This is a genomic window from Clostridium sp. LS, from assembly GCF_002760435.1.
Lineage (GTDB): Bacteria > Bacillota > Clostridia > Clostridiales > Clostridiaceae > Clostridium.
Genome location: NZ_AUUU01000013.1, coordinates 60,577 through 79,135 on the forward strand (window position 1 = coordinate 60,577; position 18,559 = coordinate 79,135).

Genomic DNA, 18,559 nt, shown 5'->3' on the forward strand with positions numbered 1-18,559 from the left:
GAAAAAATAATGTAAACGTATTAAAAAAAATACTAATAACTAAAAAAAGTACAAATATTAATTATGATAACATAAAAATAGTACAAATTCATACCAAGATAGCAATAACGTTTACTATATTATAGATGCTATAATGTAAACAAATACATAACTAATATTAAACAGAAAAAGTTACTTATGTATGAAATTATTTTTAAGGGGGATTCATTTATGAAATTTAAAAAAATTATGGCAGCAGTTGTAACTGGTATGATGGCATTTAGCTTGATGGCATGTGGTTCATCTTCAAGCAGCAGCAGTAGTACTTCATCATCAAGTAAAGGAAAAGATGATAAAACAATCACTATTTGGGCTTGGGATGATACCTTCAATATCAAAGCTGCAAACATGGCAAAGGAAAGATATTTAAAGAATCATCCAGATGTAACAATTAATGTTGTAAGTATGGCACAAGATGACGTAGTACAAAAATTAAATACAAGTCTTTCTTCAGGAACATATGACGGACTTCCAAATGTAGTATTAATTGAAGATTATAGGATTCAAAATTACCTACAATCATATCCGGGTGAAATAAAAGATTTAAGTGGTAAGGTAGATAAAACTAAATTTGCAGACTATAAATTAAATGTAATGTCTGATGGAAGTAAATTCTATGGAGTGCCATTTGATAGTGGTGTAGCAGCATTGTTTTATAGAACAGACTTAATAGAACAAGCAGGATATAAGAAAGAGGATATGAACGATCTTACTTGGGAAAAATTTATTGAAATTGGTAAAGCGGTAAAAGCTAAAACTGGAAAAGCAATGTTAACAATCGATCCAAGCGATTTAAATCAATTAAGAATCATGATGCAATCAGCAGGTTCATGGTATGTAAAAGAAGATGGTAAAACAGTAAATATCTCTGGTAACCAAGCATTAAAAGATGCTATCAACATATATAAACAAATGGTTGATGCAGGCATTACAAAACAAGTTTCTGGATGGGACGCATTTTTAGCAGCATTCCAAAAAGGTGACGTTGCATCAGTACCAAGTGGATGTTGGATTTCTTCTTCAATACAAAAATCAGAAGATCAAAAAGGAAAATGGGCAGTAACAGCTATTCCAAAATTAGGGGCTAATTCAAAATCAGTAAATGCATCTAATAGCGGTGGTAGCAGCTGGTATGTTCTTGATAAGGTTGGTAATTCAGATTTAGCTGCTGACTTTTTAGCAAGCACTTTTGCTTCAGATAAAGATTTAATGAATGATCTAGTGCCAGCAATCGGATTAGTAAGTACATTAAAAGAAGCAAGCACAAGTGACAATTATAGCAAACCTGTAGATTTCTATGGCGGTCAAGAAGTATTTAAAGATATGGCAAATTGGACTACAAAAGTTCCAGCTGTAAACTATGGTCTTTACACATATCAATTAGAAAGCGTTATGTCAGAAGGAATGCAAGCTATAGTTGCAGGGGCTAATGTAGATGAAACCCTTCAAAAGACTCAAGCACAAGCAGAGGCTGCTGTAAGTAAATAGTTAGAATATTAAATTAAAAAATTATAAGCACTATTTGTTAAAAATTTAAATAGACATTTAGGTTTATGAAAGGAAATAGCAAGTCAAAAATGCGATGTATATTTTGTATTAAGACTAGGTGCACCTGAGGGTACATTGTGCCCCTTGAGGGTACATTGTACCCCTTGGGGGTATAAGTTTAACTAGCTTTAGGCGGAATGTTAATTCTACTTGGAAAGTTTCACTTTATGTCAGGTGAGGAGGTAATGCTAACCTTAGAAATATTAGGTTAAATTACAGACGCAGTATCACGCAAAATAGACATGTAGATGATGACTTGCTATTTTTTGAATATACCTTAGCCATAGTCTTTATAAATCTTAAAGGAGATGAGAAAATGAAGCGTAAAAGTGTGGCAGGCCTTAATAGTAAGGAAAATTTATGGGGATGGATTTTCGTATCATTAGGTACATTTTTAATTGGATTATTTGTATTTTATCCCATGATAGAATCTTTAATAATGTCACTTCAATCAGGTAAAGGAAATAATTTAAAGTTTAGTGGTGTAGATAATTATATTAGAATGTTCTCGGATGCAACTTTGATAAAATCAATAGGAAATACTTTTATATATTTATTAGTTCAAGTTCCAGTAATGATTATTTTAGCACTTATTATTGCCTCTGTTCTTAATGATAGGACTTTAAAATTTAGTGGATTTTTTAGAACAGCAATTTTCTTACCTTGCGTGGCATCTTTGGTTGGATATTCAGTTATTATTAAAAGTATATTTGCATCAGATGGATTAGTAAATAAAATGCTTATGGGCATTCACTTAATTTCAGCACCAATTGAATGGGTTACACATCCAATTTGGGCTAAAGTACTTATTATAATTGCAATTACTTGGAGATGGACAGGCTATAACATGATATTTTATTTATCAGGTTTGCAAAATATAGACCATTCAATTTATGAAGCAGCAGAAATTGATGGGGCATCACCATTAAAGAAATTTACATCCATAACAGTACCATTATTAAAACCTATAATACTATTTACAACTATTACTTCAACAATCGGTACACTTCAATTATTCGATGAAGTCGTAAACATCACAAAAGGTGGTCCTGCTAATGCAACAACTACTATTTCAAAATATATTTATGATTTATGCTTCACATATACACCAGATTTTGGATATGCAACAGCAGTAGCTTATCTAATTGTTGTTATAGTAGTAATATTAGCTATAATCCAATTTAAAATAGGAGGCGACAAGAATGACTAATAAATTTTATAAAGTAATTAAGTATATATTTTTAAGTGTAGCATCCTTTGTTTCTATATTTCCGTTTTTTTGGATGATAATTAGTGCTACTAATAAATCAGTAGATGTAACAAGAGGAAAGTTGCTTCCAGGAAGTAGTTTTATGGAAAATTTGAATAATCTTTTCAAACCAGATTTAGGCTTTGTCACTTCATTGATTAATTCAGCAGAAATTGCAATTATAACTACCGTACTTGCATTACTTGTGTCATCTATATCAGGTTATGGTTTTGAAATATTTAGAACAAAAGCTAGAGATAGGGTATTTAATATTTTACTTTTATCTATGATGGTTCCATTTTCAGCAATAATGATTCCATTATTCAAATTCTTTTCAGGTTTGAAAAATTCACCTTTAAGCTTTTTGGGGGTAAACACATTGGCAGCTGTATTTTTACCAAGTGTATGTACTGCATTCCTAATTTTTTTCTTTAGGCAAAATACAAAGTCATTTCCTAAAGAAATTTTAGAAGCAGCAAGGATAGATGGATTGGGGGAATTTGGGATTTTCTTTAAAGTATTTTTCCCAACAATGAGAACAACTTATGCAGCAGCGGCAATTATTACATTTATGGGTGCATGGAATGCTTACTTGTGGCCATTAATTGCACTTCAATCACCAGAAAAGAAAACTGTTTTGCTTATAATTTCAAAATTAGCATCAAGTTATTCACCTGATTATGGCTTAATTATGATGGCTATAGTAATTACAACATTGCCAACTGCATTTGTATTCTTTGTAATGCAAAAGCATTTCGTTGCAGGTATGACAGGTTCAATTAAATAAAAATAATGTGTGAGAATGTTGGAGGAAAGCTTATGGATAAAGAATTTCCAGTACTAAATAGTAAGATAAAGGGTTTTTTACATGGAGGTGATTATAATCCGGATCAGTGGTTAAATTATCCTGAAGTTTTAAAAGAAGATGTACGACTTATGAAGCTGGCAAATTGTAATTGTGTTTCTATTAATATATTTGGATGGAGCGCAATAGAGCCAGAAGAAGGAAAGTATACTTTTGAATGGTTGGATAAAATTATGAATGATATGGCAGCAAATAATATCTATGTAATTTTGTCAACACCAAGCGGTGCAAGACCTGCATGGATGTCAGAAAAATATCCAGAAGTCTTAAGAGTAAATAGTGATAGAACGAAAAACCTACACGGTCAAAGACACAATCATTGTTTTACTTCGCCTGTATATAGAAAAAAGACATATGAAATAAATAAAATTCTTGCTGAAAGATATAAAGATCATTCTGCATTAATAATGTGGCATGTTTCAAATGAATATGGTGGAGATTGTCACTGTGAATATTGTCAAGAAGCATTTAGGAACTGGCTTAAGAAAAAATATGATAATGATTTGGAAAAACTAAATGAAGCTTGGTGGACTGGTTTTTGGAGTCACAGATTCAATAGCTGGTCACAAATCGAAAGCCCGTCTGAAAAGGGTGAGATGTTTGTACATGGACATAATTTAGATTGGAAGAGGTTTGTTACAGACCAAACAATCGATTTCTACAAAAATGAAATTGTACCTATTAGAGAAATAACTCCAAACATTCCTGTAACAGCTAACTTCATGGGAAATTATCCACGTATGGGTTTATTCATAGGCTTGGATTATTGGAAATTCGCAAAGGAAGTTGATGTTGCAACTTGGGATAACTATCCTGCATGGCATAATGATTTTGAAAGTACAGCAGACTTAGCTTCTAATGTAAGCTTTGTCCATGATATCTATAGACCATTAAAAGGTGGACAGCCGTTTTTAGTAATGGAAAGCACTCCAAGTCTAGTAAATTGGCATGATACAAATAAATTAAAGCGTCCTGGAATGCATCTATTAGCATCAATGCAAGGATTAGCTCATGGAGCAGACTCGGTCTTATATTTCCAATGGAGAAAAGGAAGGGGAGCTTCAGAAAAATTCCATGGAGCAGTGGTGGATCACTGTGGACATGAAAACACTAGAGTATTTAGAGAGGTAACGGAAGTTGGAGAAACTCTAAATAAAGTAAAAGAAATTCAAGGCTCAATTAAAGAATCCAAAGTAGCAATAATATTTGATGTTGAAAATTTATGGGCAATTGATGATGCACAAGGCTTAAAGAAATATAAAAAATGTTATGAAGAAAGCTGCCAAGATGCATATAAAGTTTTTTGGCAAAATGGAATATCAGTAGATGTTATTAATATGGACTGCGATCTATCAAGTTACAAACTTGTAATAGCTCCAATGCTTTATATGATTCGTCCAAATGTTGCTGAAAGAATTAATGAGTTTGTAAAAAATGGTGGTACTTTTGTAACTACTTATTTTAGTGGAATTGTTGATGAAAATGATCTCTGCTTCTTAGGCGGATTCCCAGGACCACTTCGTGAAGTTACTGGAATTTGGTCAGAAGAAATAGATTCTCTATATGATGATGAAGTAAATTATATTGAATTTAAAGATAAAGAAATTGATGGATTTAAGAAATGTTATGCAACAAAAGATTACTGTGATTTAATTCATGTAGAAACAGCAGAGGTTCTTGGAGTATATAAAAATGATTTTTATGCTAATATGCCTGCACTAACAGTTAATAACTATGGAAATGGAAAAGCATATTATATTGCAGCAAGAACTGGAGAAGATTTTAATAGGGATTTCTACTCAAAACTTACTAAGGATTTAAATATTAAGGGTGTTATAGACGGATGCTTACCGCAAGGTGTTACCGCCCAAATGCGTTTTAATAAAAATAATAAGTATATCTTTATTATGAATTTTACTGATGAGGAAAAGAAAGTAGATTTAGGTAAAGAAGAGTATGTTGATATGATCTCAGGTGAAAAAATAGGTAAAGAAATTATATTAAAGAAATATGGATTGAAAATATTAAAACAATAGCATTAATTAATAAAAAAGGGATTAAAATGGATAAGTATATAGCCAAAATATAAGTAGTAAGATCACTATAAATCTATTAGATTTATAGTGATTATTTTAAATAAGAAAAAGACATATCCTAAAACAACTTTTACATAGTAAGGAGTGGATATTTATGAAAATTAAGGCGAAATTGGTCTTAGCATTCATTATAATTGTAAGTATTATATCTATGAGTACATTTGTTGTAATTAATACTAATATTAATAAAATAGCTTATGCTAATTATGAAAAGAATGCAACAACAACAAGCAGGCTTGGATATATATTTTTAGATACTAAATATACCGGCAACTGGAAAGTCACTGATGGAAAGCTTTATAAAGGGGATATGGAAATCAGTAATAATAATCAAATAGTAGATTCAATAAAAAATGATAGTGGAGTTAATATTATTAGTATATTTCTAGGTGACACGAGAGTTGCTACAAATGCTGTGAATGAAAGCGGTAACAGAGCAATAGGCACAAAGGCGCCTGATGAAGTTGTAGATATGGTAATAAAGCAAGGAAAACCATATATCGGGAGAGTTAATGTTTTAGGTAAAGATACTTTATGCCAGTATACTCCTATTAGAGATAATTTTAATAAAGTTATAGGAATATGGGCTGTAGGTATAGATTACAGTATTATTTCTCAATATATATTTAACATAATTTCAGTTATAGCTATTATTATGTTAATACTTACGATTATTGGAGTAATTATATTTAGTAAAATAGGATCTATTATTGTTAAGTCAATTCACAAGTTTAACGATCATTTGCTGGGGATCTCTAATGGTGATTTTACAAATAGTATTGATAATAAATTATTAAATGCAAAAGATGAAACTGGAAGTATGTTTAAAAATTTAATGCTTATGCAAAATAACATAAAAACAATACTTAAAAATGTGGAAGGGCAAATAGGTTCGACTTCTAATACAAGTAAAGAACTTTTAGAAACAGTTAATGAATTAAGAATAGTTGTAGAAGAAGTAAGCATTGCTGCGGAACAAATTGTAGCTGGACTAGAAGAAACAGCCGCATCAACTGAGGAAATAAGTTCTACAACTAATGAAATGGAAAGTTCTGTTGAAAAAATAACTGATACAACTAAAAAAGCATATATGCATTCAGAAGAAATTAAGAATAGAGCTGATAACTTTAAAAATGATTCTGTAAATTTGAAAAATGAGACCATTAAATTATGCAATGATAATAGTAGTAAGCTTAAAGAGGCTATAGGAAAATCAGCTAAAGTTAATGAAATAAGTAATCTACTTGATGCAATTTCTAGTATTACTAGTCAAACAAATCTTCTTTCACTAAATGCAGCCATTGAAGCTAGCAGAGCAGGCGAGGCAGGAAAAGGATTTGCAGTTGTTGCAGCAGAAATTAAAAAATTAGCAGAGGAATCAGATATTACTACAGAAAGGATTAAAAATATAATTACTCATGTAATACAAGCAGTAGATTATTTAGTAAATACATCTAATGATATATTAAAGTTTATTGATGAAACGGTTATGGAAAATTATAAACAATTTTATGAAATGAGTAATTCTTATAGCAGCGATGCAAATTACTATAACACAATATCCAAGGAAATTGAGGATGCAGCTAGACAACTATTATTAGCAACAAGAGATATTACCTCTGCTATTAGTAATGTTGGTATTGCTTCCTCCAACGGTGCTAATGATGCAATAAGTATTGCAAATAAAATTAGCTTATTATCAGATAAATCACAAGATATAGTAAGAAATTCAAAGCAATGCGAGGAAGTATCCATAGAACTAGGTAAATCAGTAAGTGAATTGAAAATATAATATCTTATCTTATAGATAAACATATGTAGTAGCTTACCGAAATAATAAATATTTTATAACTTTAAGGGTCACAATGTTTTGATGGAATATGAAAATATCGATAAAGGTTATAAGTTGTAAGTTGCACTAATTTAGCATGCTCCTGCTTTCAGATTGGCAAGCTAAATCAGAGTAACTTTCAACTAAATAAGAACTTTAACAGCTTATTATCAATATAAATTATATTTTTACGTAGCTAATATTCTAAAAATTCCTTTTGGGCTGGAATTACTACTTTTACTGTGGTTCCTTTATTTGGCTCACTAGTGATTGTAATTCCATACTCATCTCCATAAAGAAGCTTGATTCTATCGTTAACATTGTTGATTCCAATGCTAGTAAAATGTTCATGTTTTTTAGATGGTTTTCTAAGGATTCTTCTAATATCTTCATTTGTCATTCCTACACCATTATCGATAATTTCACAAATTAAATTTTGATTTTGTTCATTTATAAATATATGAATGGAGCCATTTGTCTTATCAGTAAAACCGTGAAAAAATGCATTTTCAATAAATGGTTGAAGTATTAATTTAGGTATAATATATCCTTCACAATTTGGCATTATGAAAAAATTCACGTTGATATTATCGCCATATCGCGTATGATTAATTAAAACATAATTCTTTAAATTTTGGATTTCCTCTTGAATTGTTATCATTTCATTGTTATTGCTAATTGTATTTCTAAGCAGACATATAAACGCATCAATGGTCTGAGTAGATTTTTCGACGTTTCCCTGCCACATTAGCCACTTAATTGAAGCAAGAGTGTTATAGATAAAATGAGGATTTATCTGCATTTGTAAAGCATGTATTTCAGCTTTTCTCTTTTCTCTTTGCATTTTAATCTGCTCTTTAACATAATTATTTAAACCGTCCAACATGTAGTTAAATGCAGCAGATAATTCACGGACTTCATAGCTCCCCGCAATAGGAATATGATTATTAAAATCACCGTAAATTATTTTTGGCATTGTTCTTGCAAGAGCCGAGATTGGTTTTGTTGTTCTACGTATTACAAAAAATGTTATAAGAATAAATACAAGGGCAATTACTATGCTTGTTCCTAAGATTTCATTAGAGTCATAAATTTCATTTAAAACTATATTTTTATCAATAGTACCTACTATATTGAAATTATAAGTAGGTAAATGTTTTGATAACACTGTAACATCAGATGAATTTAATTTTGTATTAATATATTTTAAATTATTACTTATCATAGCACTGGAGATGTTGTATAGATCTATATTCTTAGAGCCAATTGTAGAAGTATTACTAGAAGAAACAATAGTACCGTCACTTGACATAATTGCTATATTATTGCCATTACCTACAAAATAATCATAATATTTATGTAAATTATTTTCATTAATGAGGACATAAACAAAACCATAAGGCTGTCTTGTGAGTGTATCACATAATACTTTTATAGCTACAAGTGTACTGGAATTTTGCGTTAATTTCGTAAAACCATGATCTAGATATTGATAAAAAATAGTATTCTTATTAGCTAGTGCCTTCTTTGTAAAATCGCTATTTAAGATCTCATCCGAATTTGGAAGAATATGATCATAATTACTTGCTGCATAGGTATTTCCATTAAGTCCTATAGCTATAACAGTAATATCATAAAAATCTTTATCGGGAATCATTTTCTTTAAGCCTTCATGCATATTATAGATTGTTTTGTAATTTTGCTGAGGAGTTAATTCTTTTTCTGTAAAATATCTTTGAAAATCTGGAATATAGTCAATTGCATTCATAATATTAATTATATTATCATTTAAAGTATTTAGATTATTTGTAATTTGCGTTAGAACCTTATAATTTGATTTACTAAAAGTATCAGCTAATATATCTTTGGAAATTTTTATTGTAATAATGCCTATAGAAATAGATACTAAAATAACGCTTATAAGAACAACCGAAGCAACTCTAAAGAACAATGTAGTAGAATGAATAAATTTTGGTGGTTTAAACATATATTTTGTTCCTTTCTTAATCTAGGATTTTAATACCGCTTTTCCTAAAATTGCTTGGTGTAAGGCCAGTGAATTTTTTGAATACCTTACAAAAATAACTATGATCAGAATATCCAACCATACTGCTAATATCGGAAATAGGAATATCTTGTTTTAAGAAATCGCAAGCTTTTTTTATTCTTATTTTATTAAGAAATTCATTAAAGCCCTCTTCATTGTGAGAGCTGAAGTAAGCAGATAAATAAGAATAATTAAAATTAAATAATTTAGACACTTCAGCTAAAGTAAGCTGTTCATCATAGTGATCATGGATATACTGAATTATTTTATTAATCATGTGAGAATTTATTCTATTTTCGTGTTTATCTATTATCTCATTTAAATGACTCAATAAAGATTCATAGGCTTTTATTAAATCCTCAGCATATTTAATACTATCAATTTTATGAAAACAATCCTGCTTTAAAGAATTTAATGCATTTGAATCAAAATTTAAATATTCTAAAGATGTAATTACATTATAGAAGGAATTCTGAATTAATGTCTTAAGTTCGAATTCAGTCAGTGCCGTATTATTAATTGCGTCTTGTATATATCTAGTTAACATTTCAAAAGCGTTTTGAAACTGCATAATTGAAACAAATTCTGAAAAGCGCTTAAAGTTAAATTTATCTATTTGCGGAGGCGCCTTGAAATCTTGAGAACATAATAAAGGAGTACTTCTATGGTAAAAATATTGCTGTGTTAATAACAAAAATTCTTTTTCATATATAGACTTAACATTATTAATAGAATCAAAATTATTAGTCATGACAAAAAATGTTTCATAAAAACTATTAGAAACTAATTGTGAAATTTTGTTTATTTTATTCAGGATATCTCTATAAGAGTTATTATCAAAATTAATAACTGTAACGATGATTTCGTTTTCAATATTGGCCGTTTGAATACAGTAGCTTATATCTAGTTTATTTAAGGAAAATTCATTATTTATTACTGAATCAGTATAACTAATAATATCTTGACGTTTCTCATAATTATCATATATTTTTTTTGCATTTAAGCCAAATAAACAAAAGTTTGAATAAACAAATAAATTGTTTAAATAATCAATATCAATATTAGTATCGAAACCTAGAATAAGTCTGCTTAAAATATTATTTGTGTTTCCTTTGTTACTTTTGGTAGAAGTATTACTCTTAAGTTTATTAGATAGTTTTTTTAATGTTTTTAGTATTTCTGTTGGATTTAAAGAAGGTTTTAATATATAATCAACAGCACCGTTTTGAAAAGATGATTTTACATATTCAAAATCACTATAGCTACTCAAAATAATTATTTTAATTTGAGGATATTTATCCTGTAGGAATTTAGCTAATTCAATTCCATTTATTTGAGGCATTACTACATCAGAAATTATAATATCAGGTATATTTTCTTTTATCATATCAATAGCTTCTTGGCCATTAGAAGCCTGACCGATAATTTGAAAACCTTCCTTTTCCCAATCAATCATATGAGTTATACCTTGTCTCATGATGAATTCATCATCAACTACTAAAATTTTACTATATTCGTTCAATAGCCAGCACCCCTATTCTAAAATTACCCTTTATAAAAAATTTATCTCAATACTGATTATACCTTAAAAATTAAAGGTTTTCAATGCGTAAGGAAATTTGCTAGTAAAGTTTAGTAAAATAATATTGATTTTTTAGTAAAATAAGAATAAAATATAAATAAAGATTTTACTTAATCATATAGGTAAGCATCAAAGATTAAGTTAATTATAATATTATATGTAATTGATTACGATTATACTATGTTCTATTTAGTTCAGCCCATAATTATTTATCTCATAATTCTCATACAAAGTATTGGCTAAGAACATTTTGGTTAAATGAATGTACTTAGCCAATATAATTAAATTAAATCTAATCAAACATTAACTTTATATAATAATGAAAGTGAGGGAATATGATGAGTAATATTAAACCATCATTAGATTGGCTAGAAAATCCAGAAATATTTAGAGTGAATAGAATTGATGCTCATTCAGATCATTGGTTCTATGAAAAAATAGAGGATATTAAATTAGAAGATAACATGCCTCTTAAACAAAGTTTAAATGGAAAATGGAGATTTTCATATAGTGAAAATCCAGCGTTAAGAATTAAGGATTTTTATAAAGACGATTTTGATATTAGTGAATTCGATTATATTAAAGTGCCGGGCCATATTCAGCTTCAAGGTTATGATAAATGCCAGTATATTAATACCATGTATCCTTGGGAAGGCCATGATGAATTAAGGCCACCATATATTTCAAAGAATTACAATCCAGTTGGAAGCTATGTGACATTTTTTGAAGTAAAAGATGAACTTAAAAATAAGCAGACTTTTATTTCTTTTCAAGGTGTAGAAACGGCATTTTATGTGTGGATTAATGGAGAATTTGTTGGGTTTAGTGAAGATACCTTTACTCCATCAGAATTTGATATTACTAATTACTTAAAAGTTGGAGAAAATAAACTTGCTGTTGCGGTTTATAAGAGAAGTAGTGCGAGTTGGATAGAAGATCAGGATTTTTGGAGATTTTCAGGCATATTTAGAGATGTGTATTTATATGCAGTCCCAGAAACTCATGTAAATGATATATTTGTAAAGACAGATTTACATGATGAATTTAAAAATGCAAAGTTAAATGCAGATCTTAAAATGATAGGGAATTCTGAAACTACAATTGAAACATATTTAGAAGACAAAGAAGGAAATAAAATAGCTGCTTCTGAAAAAGTTCAGTTTTTAAATGAATTGACTTTATCTTTAGATGTACAAAATGTGGAATTATGGAGTGCTGAAGAGCCAAATCTATATACATTATATATCTTAGTAAAGAAAAAAGATGGTACTTTAGTGGAGATTGTAACTCAAAAGGTAGGTTTTAGACATTTTGAAATGAAGGATAAGATTATGTGTCTTAATGGAAAAAGAATTGTCTTTAAAGGTGTAAACCGTCACGAATTTAGCGCAAGAAGTGGACGATCAATTACAAAAGAGGACATGTTGTGGGATATTAAGTTCTTGAAACAACATAATATTAACGCTGTTAGAACCTCACATTATCCAAATCAAAGTTTATGGTACAGGCTTTGTGATGAATATGGAATCTATTTAATAGATGAAGCAAATTTAGAAAGTCATGGTTCATGGCAAAAGATGGGACAGATTGAACCATCATGGAATGTGCCAGGAAGTCTTCAAGAATGGCAAGCTGCAGTTTTAGATCGTGCATCATCAATGTTAGAAAGAGATAAAAATCATCCATCCGTTCTTATTTGGTCATGTGGTAATGAATCTTATGCAGGTGAAGATATTTATCAAATGTCAGAATATTATAGAAAAAAAGACCCTTCTCGTTTAGTGCATTATGAAGGAGTAACTAGATGTAGAGAATTTGACGATACAAGTGATATGGAAAGTAGAATGTATGCAAAAGCAGCCGAAATAGAAGAGTATCTTAATGATAATCCAAAGAAGCCATATATTAGCTGTGAATATATGCATTCAATGGGCAATTCTACTGGAGGAATGATGAAATATACTGAACTTGAAGATAAATATTTAATGTATCAAGGCGGTTTCATTTGGGATTACGGCGATCAAGCATTATATAGAAAGCTTCCAAATGGAAAGGAAGTTTTAGCTTATGGAGGAGACTTTACTGATAGGCCAACAGATTATAATTTTTCAGGAAATGGTTTAATATATGCGGATAGAACTATATCCCCAAAAGCCCAAGAAGTTAAGTATTTATATCAAAATGTAAAATTAAAGCCAGATGCAAAAGGTGTAACTATTAAGAACCAAAATCTTTTTGTAAATACAGATGAATTTGAATTATTCTATGTAGTTGAAAAAGAAGGAAATTTACTTAAACAAGGAAGGCTAAAAGTATCTGTGGCTCCAGGTGAAGAAAAATATGTAGAACTTCCATTAGAAAAATATGACTGCTCAGAAGAAATTGTACTTACAGTTTCATTAAGATTAGCGCAAGCTACACTTTGGGCAGATAAGGGCCATGAAATTGCATTTGGACAAAAAGTTATTAAAGAAAAAGAAGAAGTAAATAAATTCAGTTCAGATTTTAAAATGAAGGTTGTTCACGGAGATGTAAACATAGGTATTCACGGAAAAGATTTTAAGGTTATATTTTCTAAACAAGAAGGTGGAATTGTGTCCTTAAGGTATAATAATAAAGAATTTATTACAAGAACACCAAAAACCTTTTATTGGAGAGCAACAACAGACAACGATAGAGGAAACAAGCATGAATTTAGATGTAGTCAATGGCTTGCGGCTACTTTAGGACAAAAGTGCGTTGATTTTTCTATGGAGGAATTTGAAAATAGAATAGTTTTATACTATACTTACGAATTACCAACAATTCCATCTACAAAAGTTAATATAACCTATGAAGTAGCTGAAGATGGAGTAATCAAGGTGGATGTAAAATATAACAGAGTTACAGGACTTCCTGAGCTTCCAGTGCTAGGTATGAATTTTAAATTGCTAGCTGAATTTGATTCATTTAGTTGGTATGGAATGGGACCAGAAGAAAATTATATTGATAGATGTGAAGGTGCAAAGCTTGGAATATTTGAAAGCACATCGATAGACAACCTATCAAGATATTTAGTTCCACAAGAATGTGGTAATAGGACAGGAACTAGATGGGTAATTGTTAAGAATGCTAAAAATGAAGGTCTTAAATTTACTTATGATAAAGCACCATTTGAGTTTAGTGTTTTACCATATTCAAATATGGAATTAGAAAATGCCTTCCACGTAGAAGAACTGCCACCTGTTAATTTTACACACGTAAATATAATAGGAAAACAAATGGGTGTTGGTGGAGATGACAGCTGGGGTGCACCAGTATTACCAGAGTTTTGCATAGATTCAAGCAAAGATTTAGAATTTAGTTTCCAAATTTGTGGAGGGAATTATATATCATAAACTTAAATTAATAAAAGAAACTATAGATTACTAATTCAAGTTTAAGAAATTTGCAATTAGTAATCTATTATGTTGTATAATCATAGAAGACTACATAGAAGCTATTGGCTATTCTTGATAGTAAAAGATTAGAGGTTAGGGAGTAGCAATAATTTGGATTTAACGGGGGGGGAAAATGCAAAATATATTTCTTTTTATTTCAACTTTAGTAGCTTATTTAGTTAAAGCTATAACTGGATTTGGAAACACACTTGTTATGGGATCATTATTTTCGTTTGTAGTACCAAATAGATTAACTACACCAATTGATTTAATTTTTAGTATTCCAACTAATATTTATATAGTATGGAGGGAACGAAAAAATATTTCACTTAAAGTTGTTATTCCATTATCACTAATGCTGTTAGCTGGTATTGTACCAGGGACACTTTTATTAAAGATAGGATATGACTGGATATTAAAATCAATTTTAGGAATAGTAATAGTTGGCATGGCAGTAGAAATGCTTACACGAAAGTCAAATCAAAATATTAGTAAGAAAAGCAATCCTGTGTTTCTTACAGCAATTGGGATAACTTCAGGTGTTTTAGCAGGGCTTTATGGAATTGGTGCTCTTTTAGTTGCATATATCAGCAGAACATCAGATAATAAGAGCCAATTTCGAGGAAACATATGCTGTGTTTTCTTAGTGGACAATATTTTTAGATTCTTTTTATATTTGTTTACTGGAATTTTAAACAAAGAGGTTTTTACATTAACACTTCTTCTTTCACCAGCAGTGTTGATTGGGATGGTTGTAGGAGTTAAAGTTGACTCTAAAATGAAAGAAGAAACAGTAAAAAAGGTTGTAATAGCATTGCTTATAATAAGCGGAACAATTTTATTTGGAAAAAGTATTTTGAGTTATTAATATATTGTACATAGCTATACAAAAGCTTAGTATATTTCAATAAGTAAGTACATAATGGAGAGTTATATCTAGTAAAAGTTATGAATTATATAATATAACATATTTATTAAAAAAATCTTACAATAAACAAATACAAATAAAATCCATATATAATAAATTTATGAATAAAATTATTAAATTTGAAATAACAAAAATAAATTTTAGGGGAAATGAGTTTGAAGAAATTTTGTGATATTATATTGGGTATATTGTTGATTTTTTATGTAATAGCTATAGATATGATGAGTGGTTTAATAGTTGCGTTTAGTTTTCCAGTTCTAATTTTAGGAATACTGTTAATTATATATCACTTTGTAAAACATAAGATGAAAAATAGTCCATTTTTTCCTAAAGGATTAAATATTATAAAAATATTTTTATGCATTGGTCTTATAGTTTTTTTAGGAATTGAGACTGTAATAATAAGTTACCCCAAACATAATGAAAAAAAAGATGATTACATTCTTGTTTTAGGAGCTGGACTTACAGATAGAACAATTCCAAGTGCAATTCTTAAGGCAAGGCTTGATACAGCATTAGAATGCTTTAAGCAAAATAATACAGCATATATTGTACTTTCTGGGGGACAAGGGAATGATGAAGACATTCCAGAATCCCATGCAATGAGTAAATATTTACAGGAAAAGGGTATAGATAAGAATAGAATAATACTTGAGGATAAGTCAAGAAATACAAATGAAAACTTTAAATATTCTAAGGAGAAAATAGAAGAAAATGGTCACAAATCCTTGGATAAAGTTAATGTTAAAATAGTAACAACAGATTTTCATGCCTTTAGAAGCAGTATTCTGGCTAAGAAAAATGGGTATATTAATTTTGATAATTATTCTAGTCCTACAATCTGGTATTTAATTCCTATAACATATACTCGTGAAGCATTTGCCGTTATAAAAAGCATATTGTTTGATAAATAAATTTGAGTTATTATATATTTCTAGAAAACTATCAAAGAGCATAGAACTTATGAGGAAGAAGGTACTACCAAATGGGTAAAGAAACATTATTCTCAAGCTGTTTTAATGAAATGAAAATAATATTAGATAATGTATTAAATGAGGTAATTGCAGTTGATCCTGAAAATAAGGTGATTTTTGTTAATAAGGCTGCAAGCATTCTTTTTGGGATAGATAGCAAAGATAGTTTAGGCAAGTATGTTAATAAATTAATGTATAGTTTTGAATTAACTCGCTTTTTAGCTTCCAAAAAAGAGGAACTAAAGAAACCTATAGTCATTAATAATTTAAATTTAATTTTAAGCATTATACCTTTATATGAGGGTAAAGTTGCGGCAGGTTCAGTGTTGATTTTTAGTAATATACCAAATTACAATGAATTGCTTCATAAGCTTGATGAAGAAAGAAACAGCAGTGAAATTTTAAATACTGTAATTGAGACAGCTTATGATGGTATGGTGATTATTGACAAGATGGGGATAATTACTATGATGAGTAAGGCATATACTGATTTTTTAGGAATAAAAAGAGAGGATGCTGTGGGTAAACATGTAACTGAAGTTATTGAAAATACAAGAATGCCAATAGTACTTGAAACAGGTAAGGAAGAAGTAGCTCAGCTTCATAAGATTAAAGGGAATTATATGATAGCCTCGAGAATACCTATTATAAAAAATGGCGAAATCATCGGAGTTGTGGGAAAGGTATTATTTAGAAATGTAAAGGAATTAAATAGTCTTTATAAAAAAATTAGTGTTATTGAAAAAGAATTAGAGAACTATAAATCAAAACTTAAAGAATTTAATAGAGCCAGCTATTCTCTTGAAAATATTATAGGTGAAAGTGATTCGATTATTTCGGCTAAGGAAATAGTAAAAAAGGCTGCTCATACCAGCTCAAATGTACTTATTTTAGGAGAAAGCGGTACTGGAAAAGAAATTTTTGCACATGCAATACATTCAGAGAGTAACCGTTACGAAGGTCCTTTTGTCAAAGTTAATTGCGCAGCTATTCCAAGCGATTTACTTGAATCAGAATTATTTGGTTATGAGGCAGGAGCTTTTACAGGCGCAAGAAAAGAAGGGAAAATCGGAAAATTTGAGATTGCAAATGAAGGCACGATATTTTTAGATGAGATAGGAGATATGCCTCTTCATATGCAAGTAAAGCTTTTAAGAGTTATTCAAGAAAGAGAATTAGAGAAGGTTGGAGGAGTTGCAACTAAAAAGATTAATATTAGAATAATTGCTGCAACAAATAGAAATCTTGAAAAATTAGTTTCAGAAGGTAAATTCCGAGAAGATCTTTATTATAGGCTTAATGTTGTAACAATTGAAATTCCGCCTTTAAGAGAAAGGGGCAATGATATTATACTTATTTCTAATCATCTTATTAAGAAGCTATCAATTGATTTAGATAAGAAAGTTAGAGGAGTATCAAAGGAGGCTGAACAATATCTTAAAAGCTATGAATGGAAAGGCAATGTAAGGGAATTAGAGAATATCTTAGAGAGGGCAATTAATATTATGGGAGATAGTGAAATAATTGAAGTAGATGATTTGCCAAAAGAAATTACAGGTAAAAAGGCTTCAATAGTTCCTAAAAGACTTCAGGATATTCTTGAAGAAAGCGAAAAAAATGCTATTATTCTTGCCCTTAGAGCAACAGATGGAAATAAAACAAAAGCAGCAAAAATTTTAGATATTGGACGTACTAGTTTATATGAAAAAATTGAAAAATATAAAATTCAAATATAGTTGTTCGCATTAGCGTACAACTACTTTTTTTATCTAAAATAATTGTGCGGAAATTCGTACAACGTGTAAATGTTTACTTGAAATTATGTACGAAAATCCGTACATAATTTTAAAATATTGCAGGATTTATTTATTATTTACAATGGACAAAGCCCCAATTCTACGTTTATATTATCTCTAAAATTTTGGCATGAGTCTTGCTTATATAAATAAGTGTAAACGAAATCATTATTAATTATTACACT

General features: G+C 29.5%; 11 protein-coding genes. 9 read left to right on the forward strand and 2 right to left on the reverse strand.

Annotation, left to right across the window (positions count from 1 at the left end; genetic code table 11):
- Positions 1–210 precede the first annotated feature (210 nt).
- From COL3_RS03600 to COL3_RS03620, 5 genes are all read left to right on the forward strand, one after another.
- Positions 211–1,527: an extracellular solute-binding protein gene (locus COL3_RS03600; protein ID WP_008419290.1), complete on the forward strand. Its 1,317-nt coding sequence runs from the start codon at positions 211–213 to the stop codon at positions 1,525–1,527.
- Positions 1,528–1,903: 376 nt separating this feature from the next.
- Complete coding sequence (locus COL3_RS03605; RefSeq protein WP_008419289.1) at positions 1,904–2,797, forward strand: sugar ABC transporter permease; 894 nt, start codon at positions 1,904–1,906, stop codon at positions 2,795–2,797.
- On the forward strand, positions 2,790–3,623 hold the full coding sequence (locus tag COL3_RS03610) for a carbohydrate ABC transporter permease (RefSeq protein ID WP_008419286.1): 834 nt from the start codon (positions 2,790–2,792) through the stop codon (positions 3,621–3,623). The genes COL3_RS03605 and COL3_RS03610 overlap by 8 nt, the downstream gene beginning before the upstream one ends.
- Before the next feature lie 32 nt (positions 3,624–3,655).
- Positions 3,656–5,737 (forward strand): beta-galactosidase, encoded by a 2,082-nt coding sequence (locus tag COL3_RS03615; RefSeq protein WP_008419284.1) that lies wholly within the window; start codon positions 3,656–3,658, stop codon positions 5,735–5,737.
- A gap of 154 nt (positions 5,738–5,891) precedes the next feature.
- On the forward strand, positions 5,892–7,589 hold the full coding sequence (locus COL3_RS03620) for a methyl-accepting chemotaxis protein (RefSeq protein WP_008419283.1): 1,698 nt from the start codon (positions 5,892–5,894) through the stop codon (positions 7,587–7,589).
- Between the two features lie 235 nt (positions 7,590–7,824).
- Here the strand turns inward: COL3_RS03620 and COL3_RS03625 are convergent, their stop codons facing one another.
- Both COL3_RS03625 and COL3_RS03630 read right to left on the reverse strand, forming a co-directional pair.
- The gene (locus tag COL3_RS03625; RefSeq protein ID WP_008419282.1) at positions 7,825–9,615 is read right to left on the reverse strand and encodes a sensor histidine kinase; all 1,791 of its coding nucleotides are present in this window, start codon (positions 9,613–9,615) and stop codon (positions 7,825–7,827) included.
- 16 nt (positions 9,616–9,631) lie between these two features.
- Entirely contained in the window at positions 9,632–11,197 is a 1,566-nt protein-coding gene (locus tag COL3_RS03630) for a response regulator (RefSeq protein ID WP_008419281.1), read from the reverse strand.
- Between the two features lie 398 nt (positions 11,198–11,595).
- Between COL3_RS03630 and COL3_RS03635 the strand changes: the two genes are divergently transcribed.
- The 4 genes from COL3_RS03635 to COL3_RS03650 all read left to right on the forward strand — a co-directional run bounded on the left by COL3_RS03635 (position 11,596) and on the right by COL3_RS03650 (position 18,314).
- Positions 11,596–14,634 (forward strand): glycoside hydrolase family 2 TIM barrel-domain containing protein, encoded by a 3,039-nt coding sequence (locus COL3_RS03635; protein WP_008419280.1) that lies wholly within the window; start codon positions 11,596–11,598, stop codon positions 14,632–14,634.
- Between the two features lie 175 nt (positions 14,635–14,809).
- Positions 14,810–15,544, forward strand: coding sequence for a sulfite exporter TauE/SafE family protein (locus COL3_RS03640; RefSeq protein WP_008419279.1), 735 nt, complete (start codon positions 14,810–14,812; stop codon positions 15,542–15,544).
- Between the two features lie 215 nt (positions 15,545–15,759).
- Positions 15,760–16,518: a YdcF family protein gene (locus COL3_RS03645; RefSeq protein ID WP_008419278.1), complete on the forward strand. Its 759-nt coding sequence runs from the start codon at positions 15,760–15,762 to the stop codon at positions 16,516–16,518.
- A 71-nt stretch (positions 16,519–16,589) separates the two neighbouring features.
- Complete coding sequence (locus tag COL3_RS03650; RefSeq protein WP_008419277.1) at positions 16,590–18,314, forward strand: sigma 54-interacting transcriptional regulator; 1,725 nt, start codon at positions 16,590–16,592, stop codon at positions 18,312–18,314.
- Positions 18,315–18,559 lie beyond the last annotated feature (245 nt).